This is a genomic window from Streptomyces sp. NPDC001604 (assembly GCF_042893475.1).
Lineage (GTDB): Bacteria > Actinomycetota > Actinomycetes > Streptomycetales > Streptomycetaceae > Streptomyces.
In genome coordinates this window covers 15,416-30,398 of the sequence record NZ_JBIAUY010000026.1, presented here as the reverse complement: position 1 = coordinate 30,398, position 14,983 = coordinate 15,416, and the positions used below count along the sequence as shown (strand labels likewise).

Genomic DNA, 14,983 nt, shown 5'->3' with positions numbered 1-14,983 from the left:
TGGACGTAGACGCCCCGGAGCCGCCCCCAGATATCCCGCACGCCATGTCGCCGTAACCAACGGTTCAGACAGGCTTGCGACGCTCGGCCAATGACGCCCTCCGTGCCACAGCCTTCGCCGTCCCCCGAGGGGCCTGCGGGGGACGGGGACGCCCTCCGCTCCGGCCCTGGCTCCGTAAGCGCTCTCCCGAATGCGCTCCCGCCCGCGCTTTCCGACGCGCCCGTATCGCTGGGAACGCGGAAGAATGGGTTCATGAGTCAGCCAGACACCGCCCAGGCACAGGTCCAGCACGCGCAGCCCTCCGTGGGCTCCATAGCCGCGCACCGCCCCCACACGGTGGCCGCCGCGGTCTCCGACCTGGAACCCGACATCGATGCCGATCTCGATGCCTACGAGGAGTCGCCGTACGACGGCCCTCAGTTGCCCCAGGGTCGTTTCCTCGACCGGGAGCGCAGCTGGCTGGCGTTCAACGAGCGGGTCCTCGAACTCGCCGAGGACCCGAACACCCCGCTGCTGGAGCGCGCCAATTTCCTCGCGATCTTCGCCAGCAACCTGGACGAGTTCTTCATGGTCCGGGTGGCCGGTCTGAAGCGCCGTATCGCGACGGGTGTCGCCACCCGTTCCGCCTCCGGCCTCCAGCCCCGCGAGGTCCTGGAGATGATCTGGGCCCGCTCCCGCGAGCTCATGGCCCGGCACGCCGCCTGCTACCACGAGGACGTCGCCCCCGCGCTCGCGGAGGAGGGCATCCACCTGGTCCGCTGGAGCGAGCTGACGGAGAAGGAGCAGGCCCGCCTGTTCACCCTCTTCCGCCACCAGATCTTCCCGGTGCTGACCCCCCTGGCGGTCGACCCGGCGCACCCCTTCCCGTACATCTCCGGCCTCTCCCTGAACCTGGCCGTGGTCGTACGCAACCCGGTCACCGGCCACAAGCACTTCGCCCGCGTCAAGGTGCCGCCGCTGCTCTCCCGCTTCCTGGAGAGCTCCCCCGGCCGCTACGTCCCCATAGAGGACGTCATCGCAGCCCACCTGGAGGAGCTGTTCCCGGGCATGGAGGTCCTGGAGCACCACGCCTTCCGGCTGACCAGGAACGAGGACCTGGAGGTCGAGGAGGACGACGCCGAGAACCTGCTCCAGGCCCTGGAGAAGGAGCTCATGCGGCGCCGCTTCGGGCCGCCGGTGCGCCTGGAGGTCGAGGAGTCCATCGACCGCGAGGTGCTGGACCTGCTGGTCCGCGAGCTGAAGATCAGTGAGGCCGAGGTGTACCCGCTGCCGGGTCCCCTGGACCTCACGGGCCTCTTCCGTGTCGCCGGTCTCGACCGTCCCGAGCTGAAGTACCGGAAGTTCGTCGCCGGCGTCCACCGCGACCTCGCGGAGGTCGAGTCGGCGTCCGCGCCCGACATATTCGCCGCGCTGCGCAGCCGGGACGTGCTGCTGCACCACCCGTACGACTCCTTCTCCACGTCGGTGCAGGCGTTCCTGGAGCAGGCGGCCGAGGACGAGGACGTCCTCGCGATCAAGCAGACCCTGTACCGGACCTCCGGCGACTCCCCCATAGTCAACGCGCTCATCGACGCCGCCGAGGCCGGCAAGCAGGTCCTCGTCCTGGTCGAGATCAAGGCCCGCTTCGACGAGCACGCCAACATCAAGTGGGCGCGCAAGCTGGAGGAGGCCGGCTGCCACGTGGTCTACGGCCTGGTCGGCCTGAAGACCCACTGCAAGCTGTCCCTGGTGGTCCGTCAGGAAGGCGACACGCTACGGCGTTACAGCCACGTCGGCACCGGCAACTACCACCCGAAGACCGCGAGGCTGTACGAGGACCTCGGCCTGCTGACGGCCGACCCGCAGGTCGGCGCCGACCTCTCCGACCTCTTCAACCGCCTCTCCGGCTACTCGCGCCGCGAGACGTACCGCCGGCTGCTGGTCGCCCCCAAGTCCCTGCGCGACGGACTGATCGCGCGGATCAACAAGGAGACCCAGCACCACCGTGCCGGTCGTCCGGCCTTCATCCGCATCAAGGTCAACTCGATGGTGGACGAGGCCCTCATCGACGCGCTCTACCGGGCATCGCAGGCCGGTGTGCCGGTCGACGTGTGGGTGCGCGGCATCTGCGCGATCCGCCCCGGCGTCACGGGCCTGTCGGAGAACATCCGGGTCCGCTCCATCCTCGGCCGCTTCCTCGAACACTCCCGGGTCTTCGCCTTCGGCAACGGCGGCGAACCGGAAGTGTGGATCGGCAGCGCCGACATGATGCACCGCAACCTCGACCGCCGTATCGAGGCCCTGGTCAGGGTTACCGACCCGGCCCACCGCGCCGCCCTGAACCGGTTGTTGGAGACCGGCATGTCCGACACCACCGCCTCCTGGCACCTCGGCCCGGACGGCGAGTGGACGCGGCATGCCACCGACGCGGACGGCGGGCCCCTGCGAAACATCCAGGAGATGCTCATAGACGCCCGGAGGCGCCGGCGTGGCACAGCAACACCTTGACCCTACGGACCCCACAGGCGAGGCCCTCGCGGGCTACCTGAGGGCCCAGGCCACGGAGTTCCTCCGCGCCCTGCGGTTGCACCGGGAAACCGGCGGTGCGACCGGCAACGGCACGGAGGACCCGGTCGACGCGGCCCGCGCCCTGCGCCGCTCGGTCCGCCGCATCAGCGCCAGCCTGCACACGTTCCGCCCCCTCCTGGAACCGGAATGGTCGGAGTCCCTCCAGCCCGAACTGGCCTGGCTCTCCGGCACCTTGGCCATGGAACACGCCTACGCGGCAAGGCAGGAACGGCTGCTGCTGGCGCTGCACAGGCTGTCGGGGGCGACGGTGTTCCCGGCGCAGTCTGCGGTGGCGGCCACGTCTTCAGCCGTCGGCGCCGTTGTGGGCAGTCGTTCCGCCGGGGCGGAACGGGTGGGCACAACGGCACAGACCACCACCGGTCCCCCCGCCCCCACGCCCACAACGGACCGCGGCAACCTCACAGTTGGCGCAGCAAAAGCAGGCGCCCTGCTCGAACGCCAGCTGACCCTCGCCCGCACCCGAGCCCACAGCACCGCCCTGCAGGCCCTGGGATCCAGCCGCTTCCACGCCGTCGCAGACAAAATCGCCGTACTCGCCAGCGAAGTCCCCCTCACCACGACCGCCCCCACCACAGCCCTCCAGCCTCTCGCCGCCGCAGCCGAGGACCGTCTGACCGACGCCATCGCCGCGCTCCCTCTCGTCACCGCAGGCAGCCCCTACAACGCGGAGGCCCTGATCCACGGCCTCTCCCCGGACCCGTCCCCGCACCCCCAGGACGCCCCCTGGCACCAGGTCCGCCTGCTGCTGCGCCTGCACCGCTACGCCCGCGAGGCCCTCCACGGCACCGGCGGCCCGACCGACCTCCGCCTGCTGACCGCGGGCCAGGCCCTGGACCGGCACCGCGACGCCTCGGAGGCGGCGGCGGCCGCGGCCTCCGCGGCCCGTACCCCCCGGATCGCCCCGGCGACGGCGTACGCACTCGGTGTGCTCCACGCGGACCAGCGGCACGAAGTGGAAGCGGCCCGCTTCACCTTCCAGCAGTGCTGGCAGAAGCAGGCGGTGAGCACCCCCTGAGCCGGCCACCCCGGCGCCCCATCCCTGTCGAAGGAGGCGGTGACCCACCCGTGACCCACACCAACGACACCATCGTCCAGGCATCCGGCTGCGTCCTGTGGCGACGCTCCCCGGTCGACGGCGAGCTGGAGATCTGTCTCGTCCACCGGCCGAAGTACGACGACTGGTCCCACCCCAAGGGCAAGCTGAAGCGGGGCGAGGACCATCTGGCGTGCGCGCTGCGCGAAGTCGCCGAGGAGTCCGGCTACACGGCCGAACCGGGCGCCGAGCTGTCCACCCTGCGCTATTTCGCCAACGGCCGTCCCAAACAGGTCCGTTACTGGGCGGCCGAAGCGGTCTCGGGCAGCTTCACCCCCACCACGGAGGTGGACCGCATCCTGTGGCTCTCCCCCGCCGCGGCCCGCAGCCGGCTGACCCAGTACCGCGACCGCACCCTGGTCGACGAGCTGCTTGCGACACTCCGTCACGCCTGAAGGCCCACATGCCCTTCGGCGTCCGCCCGGGCCTGGCTGCGCGCTCTGCGGGCAGGCCCACGCCACCCGCAGCTGCACCGGGCAATACAGAACCGGCCCTGTTCGACCGTCGTCGTGCGATGTTCCTGCTGCGCCACGCTGACAACGTTACCCACCCCGAGTAAGGCGCCGGTATGCGCGTGACGGCCCCACCCCAGCCGTCGTTATCCGGAACGACAGGGGGCCCGTGACGGACGTACCGGCTTGGGGGTAGACAGGCGATGGCGGAGCGGCAGCACAGGGGGACGGTCGTCACGGCAGGGCTCGTGGTCTGCGTCTGCATGGGGGCCGGCGGCTGCTCCGGCACCGGGTCCGCCGCCGAGGACCCCCGCGCCTCCGACCCCGTCGAGATCCTGCACCGCGCCGCCGAAACCCTGGTGGAGTCGGGCAGTTCGAGGGCGACCACCTCGATGGAGATGGCCATCGGCGGCACCCGCGTCACCATCCGGGGCGAGGGCGACTACAACTACCGTCGGCAGATCGGCCGGCTGAAGGTGCAGCTCCCGCAGAGCCCGGCCGGAACCGACGACCACCGCCCGATCACCGAACTCCTCGCGCCCGGCGCCCTGTTCATGAAGAACCGGGGCGCGGGAGTGCCCGCCGACAAGTGGGTACGGGTCGACACGGCCACCCTCTCCGACGGCAACCTGGTGACCGGCGGCGCCACCGACCCGTATGCAGCGGCCGAGTTGCTGCGCGGGACGCGCAGGGCGACGTATCTCGGCCGGAGCGAGTTCGCCGGTGTCGAGGTGCGGCACTACCGCGGCCTCGCCGACCTCACCCTGGCCGCGCGGCACGCCTCGAAGGGCGTCCGGGAGGCCCTCGCGGCGGCGGCGAAAGGGTTCGCCACGGCCGAGGTCCCGTTCGACGTCTACCTCGACGACCAGGGCCGCATCCGCAAGATCCGGCACCGGTTCAGCTTCGTCAACGGCCTCCAGAAGGGCACCGTGGCGGTCGCCTCGACGGCGCTGCTGTACGACTTCGGGGCCCCCGTCGACGTACGGCTGCCGGCCTCGAAGGACATCTACGCAGGGAAGATCGCCGAGTAGCGGGCCCTGCTGGAGGAGGATTTCCGGGCGTCAAGAACTAGCCCGTCCGTGCCATGCGCGGTGTGTAGGCCGCTCCCTACTCTAGGAAGTCGGTAACGGCAGAGATGAGGTGATGCACGTGGCTCCGGTCGGCGGTACGGCAGTTCAGGACCACGTGGCCCTCGCCGAGATCGAGCTGTGCGGAGAGCTGATCATCGCGGCCTCGGCCGCGGAGGACCGGCTCAGCCTGGAGAGCATCGACGAGGTGCTGAAAGTGGCCGAAGAGCGCGCCGCCTCCGGCGACTAGCCGGAGGCGAGGCCCCGCACCGGCGGGTTCAGGTGCGCAGCAGCCGGGCGATCGCCTTCGTCGCCTCGTCCACCTTGGCGTCGATCTCGTCACCGCCCCGGACGGCTGCATCGGCGACGCAGTGCCGCAGGTGTTCCTCCAGCAGCTGCAGCGCGAAGGACTGCAGGGCTTTGGTGGAGGCGGACACCTGGGTGAGTATGTCGATGCAGTAGACGTCCTCGTCGACCATCCGCTGCAGGCCACGGATCTGGCCCTCGATCCGGCGCAGGCGCTTGAGGTGCTCGTCCTTCTGCTTGTGGTAGCCGTGCGTCGCGTTCTGCGTGCTGTCGTCGGAGGGCGCCGTCGCGCCGGCCTCGGTGGTCGTCATCGCGTCCTCCCGTAAGACATGCGGACATATACCCCTGGTGGGTATATGGTATCGAACTTCGCTGGGTATACGGCCCTTGGTCCCTGCCGGGACCGGGCCCGCACACCGCCCCCGTGCCGACCACCCTGCCCGATGGGCGACACTGGGGGACGGCCCATTAGCCGTGGCCGGATGATGCGCCTAGCATCACCCTGACCGAAACCGAAGCACCCCGAGGACCCCACGTGCGCTTTCGTCTGACCCCCAGGGAGACGAGCTTCTACGACATGTTCGCCGCATCCGCGGACAACATCGTCACCGGCTCGAAGCTCCTGATGGAACTGCTCGGGGCGGACGCACCTGCCCGGGCCGAGATCGCAGAGCGTATGCGGGCCGCGGAACACGCAGGTGACGACGCCACGCATGCGATCTTCCACCAGCTGAACTCCTCGTTCATCACGCCCTTCGACCGCGAGGACATCTACTCCCTCGCCTCGTCCCTCGACGACATCATGGACTTCATGGAGGAGGCCGTCGACCTGGTCGTCCTCTACAACATCGAGGAACTCCCCAAGGGCGTCGAGCAGCAGATCGAGGTCCTTGCGCGGGCCGCCGAACTGACGGCGGAGGCCATGCCCCACCTCCGCACCATGGACAACCTGACCGAGTACTGGATCGAGGTCAACCGCCTCGAGAACCAGGCCGACCAGATCCACCGCAAGCTGCTCGCGCATCTCTTCAACGGCAAGTACGACGCGATCGAGGTGCTCAAGCTCAAGCAGATCGTGGACGTACTGGAGGAGGCGGCGGACGCGTTCGAGCACGTGGCGAACACGGTGGAGACCATCGCCGTCAAGGAGTCCTGACCCCTCCATGGACACCTTCGCTCTGGTCGTGACCATCGCGGTCGCGCTCTTCTTCACGTACACGAACGGCTTCCACGACTCGGCGAACGCGATCGCGACGTCGGTGTCGACGCGGGCGCTGACACCGCGGGCGGCGCTGGCGATGGCCGCGGCGATGAACATGCTGGGTGCGTTCCTCGGCAACGGCGTGGCCAAGACGGTCAGTGAGGGCCTGATCGAGACGCCGGAAGGCTCCAGGGGGATGGGCATCCTCTTCGCGGCGCTCACCGGCGCGATCGTGTGGAACCTGATCACCTGGTACTTCGGCCTGCCCTCCTCGTCCTCTCACGCGCTGTTCGGCGGCCTGGTCGGAGCGGCGCTCGCGGGCGGCACCGACGTGCTCTGGAGCGGCGTCCTCGACAAGGTCGTCATCCCGATGTTCCTGTCGCCGGTGGTCGGTCTGATCGCCGGCTACCTGGTGATGCTGGCGATCATGTGGCTCTTCCGCCGGTCCAACCCGCACAAGGCCAAGCGCGGTTTCCGCATCGCGCAGACCGTGTCGGCGGCGGGCATGGCGCTCGGCCACGGCCTTCAGGACGCGCAGAAGACCATGGGTGTGGTCGTGATGGCACTGGTGATTTCCGGCCACCAGACCTTCGCCGACCCGATCCCGGTCTGGGTGAAGATCGTCTGCGCCCTCATGCTGTCCCTCGGCACGTACGCCGGCGGCTGGCGCATCATGCGCACGCTGGGCCGGAAGATCATCGAGCTCGACCCCCCGCAGGGCTTCGCCGCCGAGACGACCGGTGCGTCGATCATGTTCACCACGGCGTACCTGTTCAAGGCGCCCATCTCGACGACCCACGTCATCACCTCGGCCATCATGGGCGTCGGCGCGACGAAGCGCGTGAACGCGGTGCGCTGGGGGGTGGCGAAGAACATCGTCCTGGGCTGGTTCATCACCATGCCGGCGGCGGCCCTGGTGGCGGCGGGCTCCTTCGGGATCGTGAACCTGGCGTTCCTGTAGAGCCTTTCTCGCCCCCGCCGCCCCTTCCTCGGCTCAGCCGACTCAGCCCGTCCGGCGTTTGAGGACGAGGCCCCTCAAGGGCCGGACGGGGGTCTGGGGGCGGAGCCCCCAGATACGACGACGGGCCCGCCCCCGGGAGCCAGGGGCGGGCCCTTCATCGTCCTCGCGGTGGCACCGCCATGCAGCACCGCGAGGGGTCTCGAAGGCTCAGCCGAAGCGGCCGGAGATGTAGTCCTCCGTCGCCTGGACCGACGGGTTGGAGAAGATCCGCTCCGTGTCGTCGATCTCGATCAGCTTGCCGGGCTGCCCGACCGCCGCAAGGTTGAAGAAGGCCGTACGGTCCGAGACACGCGCCGCCTGCTGCATGTTGTGCGTCACGATGACGATCGTGAACCGCTCCTTCAGCTCACCGATCAGGTCCTCGATGGCGAGCGTGGAGATCGGGTCGAGGGCCGAGCAGGGCTCGTCCATGAGCAGCACCTTCGGCTCCACCGCGATCGCCCGCGCGATGCACAGACGCTGCTGCTGACCACCGGAGAGCCCCGAACCGGGCTTGTTCAGCCGGTCCTTGACCTCGTTCCAGAGGTTCGCGCCCTTCAGGGACTTCTCCACGATCTCCGCGAGCTCGCTCTTCTTGTACGAGCCGTTCAGCCGCAGCCCCGCCGCCACGTTGTCGAAGATCGACATCGTCGGGAACGGGTTGGGCCGCTGGAACACCATGCCGACCTCGCGGCGCACGGACACCGGGTCGATGCCCTGCCCGTACAGGTCCTCGTCGTCCAGCAGCACCTTGCCCTCGACCCGGCCGCCGGGCGTGACCTCGTGCATCCGGTTGAGCGTGCGCAGGAACGTCGACTTGCCGCAGCCGGAGGGGCCGATGAACGCCGTCACCGAACGCGGCTCGACGGTCATCGAGATGTCTTCTATCGCCTTGTGGGCGCCGTAGTAGGCGGTGAGCCCGCTTACGTCGATTCGCTTGGCCATGATTACGTCACTTCCAGAATTCTCGGTCGCATATGGCCGCGTCAGCGACCGGTCTTCGGGGCCTTCCAGCGGGCGATGCCGCGGGCCACCAGGTTCAGGATCATCACGAAGGCGATCAGGGTGAGCGAGGCCGCCCAGGCCCTGGCGTACGACGCGTCCGCGCCTGCCGCGTACTGCTGATAGATGTACAGCGGAAGCGACTGCTGCGCACCCTCGAAGGGGTTGTTGTTGATGAACCGGTTGCCGAACACCAGCAGCAGCACGGGAGCCGTCTCACCGGTGATACGGGCGATCGCCAGCATGATGCCCGTGGTGATGCCGCCGATGGAGGTCGGCAGGACCACCTTCAGGATGGTGCGCCACTTCGGGACACCGAGCGCCAGGGAGGCTTCGCGCAGCTCGTTCGGGACCAGCTTGAGCATCTCCTCCGTGGAGCGCACGACCACCGGCATCATCAGGATGGCCAGGGCCAGCGAACCGGCGAAGCCGAAGGGCTCCAACTCGAAGATCAGCATGAGGCTGAGGATGAACAGACCCGCGACGATGGACGGGACACCCGTCATCACGTCGACGAAGAAGGTGACGGCCCGGGCGAGCTTGCCCCGGCCGTACTCGACCAGGTAGATCGCGGTGAGGATGCCGATCGGCGCTGCGATCAGCGTGGCGAGGCCGACCTGCTCCAGGCTGCCGATGATGGCGTGGTAGATGCCACCGCCTGGCTGGGAGTCGGCGACGATGCCCATCGAGTGGGTCAGGAAGTAGACGTCGAGGACCTTCACACCGCGCGAGATGGTCACCCACACCAGGGAGACCAGCGGGACGACGGCGACCAGGAAGGCCACCCAGACCAGGCCGGTCGCGATGCGGTCCTTGGCCTGACGGCGACCCTCGACGGCCGCGGCGATGACGTACGTGGCGCCGAGGAAGATCAGCCCGGCGATCAGGCCCCACTGGACCTTGCTGTCGAGGCCGGCGGCGAGACCGATACCGATGGCCACGGCCACGGAGCCGGCGGCGATCGCCCAGGGCGACCACTTCGGCAGGCTGGCACCGCGCAGCGTGCTGGCGGGCTTTTCGGCGATGGCGGCGTTGGCGCTGTGGCTCATGCGTTGGCCCCCGAGTACTCCTTGCGGCGGGCGATGATCATGCGGGCCGCGCCGTTGACCAACAGGGTGATGACGAACAGGACCAGACCGGAGGCGATGAGCGCGTCCCGGCCCTGCTCGGTGGCCTCACCGAACTTGGAGGCGATGTTCTGGGCGAAGGTGCCGCCGCCCGGGTTGAGCAGGCTGCCGTGGATGAGGAAGTCCGGGGAGAGCACGGTGGCGACGGCCATCGTCTCGCCGAGCGCACGGCCGAGGCCGAGCATCGAGGCGGAGATCACACCGGAGCGGCCGAAGGGGATCACCGCCATGCGGATGACCTCCCAGCGCGTGGCACCGAGGGCGAGAGCCGCCTCCTCGTGCATCTGCGGGACCTGGCGGAAGACCTCGCGGCTCACATTGGTGATGATCGGCAGGATCATGATCGCGAGCAGGATGCCGACGGTGAGCATCGAGCGCGGCGCACCGCCGTCCCACGAGAAGATGCCGGTCCAGCCGAAATAGCTGTTCAGCCAGCCGTAGAGGCCGTTCATGTGCGGTACGAGGATCAGGGCGCCCCACAGGCCGTACACGATGGACGGTACGGCGGCGAGCAGGTCGATCACATACGCGATGGGACCGCTCAGCCTGCGCGGGGCGTAGTGCGTGAGGAACAGCGCGATCGCCACGGCGATCGGCACGGCGAGGACCATGGCGATGATCGAGGAGACCACCGTGCCGAAGGCCAGGACCGCGATGCCGAAGACCGGCGGGACGGACGTGGCGTTCCACTCGAAGGTCGTGAGGAAGTTGCCGTGGTCCTTGCTGATCGCGAGGGAGGCGCGATAGGTCAGGAAGACCGCGATCGCGGCCATGACCACCAACAGGAAGATGCCCGACCCACGGGAGAGACCGAGGAAGATCCGGTCACCGGGTCGGGTGGCGCCGCGCGCTGCGCGCTTCTGTTCGGCGGTGGGGGCGGGTGGGGGAGCGTCGGTTATCTGTGTGGAAGTGTCCATCGGGTTCTCCGGTCTGCGGAGCCTCACGCGGAGTGGGGCTCTGCGAAGCCGTACGACGTACGGCTCGTGGCGGCGGTGCACCGGACGATGCGGTCCGGTCCCGGGTTCTCAGGCCCGGGACCGGACCGCACTCGGATCAGCTGAGGCCCTCGATGGTGGTGCGGACCTTGGCGATGATGTCGGCGGGGACGGGCGCGTACTTCAGGCCCGGCAGCAGGCCCTGGCCGTCCTCGGAGGCGATGTAGCGCAGGAACGCCTTGGTGGCGGGCAGGGTGTCCGCCTTGTTGCCCTTGTCGCACACGATCTCGTACGTGACCAGGGAGATCGGGTAGGCGCCGTCGGCCTTGGTGTTGTAGTTCAGCTTCAGCGACAGGTCCTTGCCCGTGCCCACGACCTTCGCGTCGGCGATGGCCTTGGTGGCGCTGTCGCTGGTCGGGGCGACCGGCGCGCTGGCGCCGGTGTTGATGCTGGCGGCCTTCACGCCGTCGGTGACGTAGGACAGCTCGAAGTAGCCGATGGCGCCGTTGGTCTGCTTGACCTGGGCGGCCACACCGGAGGACTGCGCGGCGGACTGGCCGCCCTTGGCCTGCCAGGCCTTGCCACCGGAGTACTTCCAGTTGTCGGGCGTCGTGGCCTTGAGGTACTTGGTGAAGTTGTCCGTGGTGCCGGACTCGTCCGAGCGGTGGAACGCCTGGATCTTGAGGTCCGGCAGCTTGACGCCCTTGTTCAGCGCGGCGATGGCCGGGTCGTTCCACTTGGTGATCTTGCTGTCGAAGATCTTCGCAATGGTCGGGGCGTCCAGGACCAGGTTGTCCACGCCGGAGAGGTTGTAGCCGAGCGCGATCGCGCCGCCGACCATCGGAAGGTCGATGCCCTGGCCGCCCGTGCAGACCTTCTTGGAGGCGGTGACGTCTTCGGGCTTCAGAGCCGAGTCGGAACCCGCGAAGGCCAGCTGGCCCTGCGTGAAGGAGGTGACACCCGCGCCGGAACCGCCGGCCTTGTAGTTGATCTGCACACCGCAGGCCTGGGAGAACTGCGCCACCCACGCGTCGATCGCGTTCTTCTGCGCGGACGAGCCGTCGGAGAGCAGCTGACCCTTGGCACCGTCACACTTGATCTTGCTGGCACCGGTGGTGGAGGAGGCGCTGTTGCCGCCACTGCTACCGCTACTGGTGTTGTCCGAGCCGCACGCCGTGAGGACCAGGGCGCTCGACGCGGCGAGAGCACCGAGGGCGATGGCCCGCCGATTCATGCGCTGAAGCTTCACTTGAAAGAGTTCCTTCCAGGAGCCGCCGTCCTGAATTCGGCGGCGTGCGAGGTTTAAGTCCTGGCGACGGAGGACGCACCTTCCCCAGGCGCACCCACATCGCGTAAGGCCGAAATTAAGCAGACCAGGTGAAGGCGCCTACGGCCGGAAATGAACGGCAGGTGAACCCCTGCCGACGGTGTGGTTAGGTCACGGAATGCTCACGGGGAGAGCACACAAAGGTCCCGGCTCTGTTCGTGTCTCCCTCCACGGTGACACAGCAGTGACACTTCAGCAGGAACCCATGTGATCGGCGAGCCGTCTCGTTCCCCGAGAGCAATCCGGGAGGGCGCAACATGGAACGTCGTACGTTCATCGGAGGCGGCGCGGCCGCGCTGGCGGCGGTGGCCACGGCCGCGTGCAGGGGCGGGTCCGCCGACGCGAACACCAGCACCTCCGCGTCGTCCGCCTCCTCCGGTACGGCGATGAGGTCGACGTCCGCCCAGGCCGCCCCGGCGAACTGGACCGCGCTCTCCCGCGACCTCGACGGCGCCCTGATACGCCCGGGCGAGGCCACCTGGACCACGGCCCACCAGCTGTACAACACCCGCTTCGACGGCCTGAAACCGGCGGCCGTGGCCTATGTCGCCCACACCGACGACATACGGACGACCCTCGCCTACGCCCGCGCGCACGACATCCGGGTCGCGATCCGCAACGGCGGCCACTCCTACGCGGGCTGGTCCTCCGGCAACGGCAAGCTGATCGTCGACGTCTCGAAGCTGAAGCAGATCCGGGTGGGCGGCGGCCAGGCCGTCGTCGGCGCCGGTTCCAAACTGATCGACGTCTACCGGGCGCTGGCCGCGAAGGGCGTGACGATACCCGCGGGCTCCTGCCCCTCGGTCGGCGTCTCGGGCCTGGTGCTGGGCGGCGGCCACGGCGTGGTCTCCCGGGCGTACGGCCTGACCTGCGACAGCCTCACCCAGGCCACCCTGATCACGGCGGACGGCAAGCAGCTGACCGCCGACGCGACGACCAACAAGGACCTGTTCTGGGCGCTGCGCGGCGCGGGCAACGGCAACTTCGGCGTCGTGACGGAACTGCACTTCAGGACCCACCCGGCCCCGCAGGCCGTTTCGGCCTACCTGACCTGGCCCTGGTCGAAGGCCGCCGCCGTGGTGAAGGCCTGGCAGGAATGGGGTCCCGACCAGCCCGACGAGATCTGGTCCTCCTGCCACCTGGAGAACGGCGGCTCGCCCACCGTGTCGGTGGCGGCGTTCTCCATCGGCACGTACGGCGAACTGCAGAACGCCCTCGACCGCCTGGTCTCGGCGGTCGGCTCACCGGCCCGCAGCGAGACGCTCAAGCGGCACACCTACGAGGGTGCGATGGAGGCGTACGCGGGCTGCTCGTCGTTCCGCACCGAGGCCCAGTGCCACCTCCCCGGCTCCACCCCGAACCGCAACCCCGGGGGCTCCCTGGGCCGGGAGACCTACTCGGCCCGCTCGGACTTCTTCGACCGCTCGATCTCCGCGGCGGGCATCCAGACCCTGCTGAGGAGCATCAGCTCGGTCCCGGGCGGCGCGGGCAGCATCGCGCTGACGGCCCTGGGCGGCGCGGTCAACCGCGTCTCCCCCACCGCAACGGCCTTCGTCCACCGCCGCTCCCGCATGCTGGCCCAGTACCTCGCATCCTGGCGGGCCGGCACCACCGGCTCCACGGCCCAGACCTGGCTGACCAACACTCACAACGCCATGCGCCCGTACGCCTCGGGAGCGGCCTACCAGAACTACACGGACCCGACCCTGACGAACTGGCGCCAGGCGTACTACGGGGATGCGGCGCCCCGCCTGACGGCAATAAAGAAGCAGTACGACCCGAACCGCTTCTTCACATACCCCCAGTCGCTGTAGCCGCCTCCGCTGCCCCAGTTGCCGCAGCTGCGGGCAACCGTCGCAGCTGCGGGCAACCGTCGTAGCTGCGGGCAACCGTCGAAGCTGCGGGCAACCGTCGAAGCTGCGGGCAATCGTGCCGCCAAGGGCGGCACGGGTGGGCGCAGCGGCACCCCGCAGCGCGGGCAAGCGAACCTCCCCTACGCCGACCACACCCCCGGTCACCTACGCAGCGAGGTCCCGCTCATCCGCACCCAGGGCCTCACTCCGCGCCCCAGGGATCAACGCACCCTGCCCTACAGCCGCCCGCGCAGGGCTCCGCACGAGCCACCCACCCCAAGCCGACCCCTCAACAGCCTTCACCACAGGCGTCAGCAGCAGCATGGCAACCGGCGAAAGCAACAACGCCACAGCCGTCCCCAGCGCAAACCCCCCGACCACATCAGTCGGGTAGTGCACACCCATGTAGACCCGGCAGAACCCCTCAAGCAGCGCCAACCCGATCCCGACCACCCCGAACTTCCGGTTGGCGACAAACACCCCCACCGCCATCGCCATGGTGATCGTCGCGTGATCGCTCACAAACGAGAAGTCGGCCTTCCCGGACACCAGCACATCAAGCCCGTCGTGCGTCCGAAACGGCCGAGGCCGCTCGACGAACCCCCGTATCGGCACATTCACCAGCACCGCCAACGCCGCAGCCACCGGCGCCCACACCAACGCGGCGACAGACGAGGCAGCGTCCTCGTCCCCGCGCCGCCGCACGGACCACCAGCACCACACCACCAGCAGCACCATGGCCAGCAACAGCCCGTACTCGCCCACGAAGGAGACGACCCGGTCGAGCCAGTGCGGCGCGTCCTTGGCCAGGCCATTGATGTCGTAGAGCAGGTCGACGTCGGGGTTCGACCCGGATTCGGCGAGTCCAGCCATGGTGCTGCGGCCCCTTCGTCGTCTGCTGCCGGACGTACTCGCGCACGCCCGCTTACCCACCCCCGTGGTTGTAGGTCACGTCGCGGACAGCCACCGGGATGACTGTCGGATGACTACGAGAACAGGAACGCACGGTCCCAGTTACTACGTTCCACACTCCACCGAATGATCACGCAGAC

The 14,983-nt window shown here is 68.9% G+C and carries 14 protein-coding genes; 8 read left to right on the top strand and 6 right to left on the bottom strand.

What is annotated here, in order from left to right; translation table 11 throughout:
• Positions 1–252 precede the first annotated feature (252 nt).
• From ACFY1E_RS43485 to ACFY1E_RS43465, 5 genes are all read left to right on the top strand, one after another.
• Entirely contained in the window at positions 253–2,487 is a 2,235-nt protein-coding gene (locus ACFY1E_RS43485) for an RNA degradosome polyphosphate kinase (protein ID WP_389086950.1), read from the top strand.
• Entirely contained in the window at positions 2,468–3,583 is a 1,116-nt protein-coding gene (locus tag ACFY1E_RS43480; protein WP_389086947.1) for a CHAD domain-containing protein, read from the top strand. The genes ACFY1E_RS43485 and ACFY1E_RS43480 overlap by 20 nt, the downstream gene beginning before the upstream one ends.
• A gap of 50 nt (positions 3,584–3,633) precedes the next feature.
• Positions 3,634–4,056, top strand: coding sequence for an NUDIX hydrolase (locus tag ACFY1E_RS43475; RefSeq protein WP_389086945.1), 423 nt, complete (start codon positions 3,634–3,636; stop codon positions 4,054–4,056).
• 260 nt (positions 4,057–4,316) lie between these two features.
• Positions 4,317–5,144, top strand: coding sequence for a hypothetical protein (locus ACFY1E_RS43470; protein WP_389086942.1), 828 nt, complete (start codon positions 4,317–4,319; stop codon positions 5,142–5,144).
• A 118-nt stretch (positions 5,145–5,262) separates the two neighbouring features.
• Positions 5,263–5,430, top strand: coding sequence for a hypothetical protein (locus ACFY1E_RS43465; protein ID WP_181922833.1), 168 nt, complete (start codon positions 5,263–5,265; stop codon positions 5,428–5,430).
• Positions 5,431–5,458: 28 nt separating this feature from the next.
• Here the strand turns inward: ACFY1E_RS43465 and ACFY1E_RS43460 are convergent, their stop codons facing one another.
• Entirely contained in the window at positions 5,459–5,797 is a 339-nt protein-coding gene (locus tag ACFY1E_RS43460) for a metal-sensitive transcriptional regulator (protein WP_123966038.1), read from the bottom strand.
• A gap of 224 nt (positions 5,798–6,021) precedes the next feature.
• Here ACFY1E_RS43460 and ACFY1E_RS43455 point away from each other — a divergent pair, with 224 nt between their 5' ends.
• Entirely contained in the window at positions 6,022–6,642 is a 621-nt protein-coding gene (locus tag ACFY1E_RS43455) for a DUF47 domain-containing protein (RefSeq protein WP_389086939.1), read from the top strand.
• Between the two features lie 7 nt (positions 6,643–6,649).
• Entirely contained in the window at positions 6,650–7,648 is a 999-nt protein-coding gene (locus ACFY1E_RS43450) for an anion permease (protein ID WP_389086936.1), read from the top strand.
• A 207-nt stretch (positions 7,649–7,855) separates the two neighbouring features.
• On the opposite strand, the gene pstB is transcribed toward ACFY1E_RS43450, so the two are convergent.
• From pstB to pstS, 4 genes are all read right to left on the bottom strand, one after another.
• Positions 7,856–8,632: a phosphate ABC transporter ATP-binding protein PstB gene (gene pstB, locus ACFY1E_RS43445; protein ID WP_389086934.1), complete on the bottom strand. Its 777-nt coding sequence runs from the start codon at positions 8,630–8,632 to the stop codon at positions 7,856–7,858.
• 41 nt (positions 8,633–8,673) lie between these two features.
• Positions 8,674–9,738, bottom strand: coding sequence for a phosphate ABC transporter permease PstA (pstA, locus tag ACFY1E_RS43440; protein WP_389086931.1), 1,065 nt, complete (start codon positions 9,736–9,738; stop codon positions 8,674–8,676).
• Positions 9,735–10,733: a phosphate ABC transporter permease subunit PstC gene (gene pstC / locus ACFY1E_RS43435; protein WP_389086928.1), complete on the bottom strand. Its 999-nt coding sequence runs from the start codon at positions 10,731–10,733 to the stop codon at positions 9,735–9,737. The genes pstA and pstC overlap by 4 nt, the downstream gene beginning before the upstream one ends.
• A gap of 136 nt (positions 10,734–10,869) precedes the next feature.
• Positions 10,870–12,000 carry a phosphate ABC transporter substrate-binding protein PstS gene (gene pstS / locus ACFY1E_RS43430; protein ID WP_389086926.1) on the bottom strand — a complete coding sequence of 377 codons (1,131 nt, stop codon included), beginning with the start codon at positions 11,998–12,000 and terminating at the stop codon, positions 10,870–10,872.
• Positions 12,001–12,335: 335 nt separating this feature from the next.
• Between pstS and ACFY1E_RS43425 the strand changes: the two genes are divergently transcribed.
• On the top strand, positions 12,336–13,892 hold the full coding sequence (locus ACFY1E_RS43425; RefSeq protein WP_389086924.1) for an FAD-binding oxidoreductase: 1,557 nt from the start codon (positions 12,336–12,338) through the stop codon (positions 13,890–13,892).
• Positions 13,893–14,096: 204 nt separating this feature from the next.
• On the opposite strand, the gene ACFY1E_RS43420 is transcribed toward ACFY1E_RS43425, so the two are convergent.
• The gene (locus ACFY1E_RS43420) at positions 14,097–14,804 is read right to left on the bottom strand and encodes a phosphatase PAP2 family protein (RefSeq protein ID WP_389086922.1); all 708 of its coding nucleotides are present in this window, start codon (positions 14,802–14,804) and stop codon (positions 14,097–14,099) included.
• Positions 14,805–14,983 lie beyond the last annotated feature (179 nt).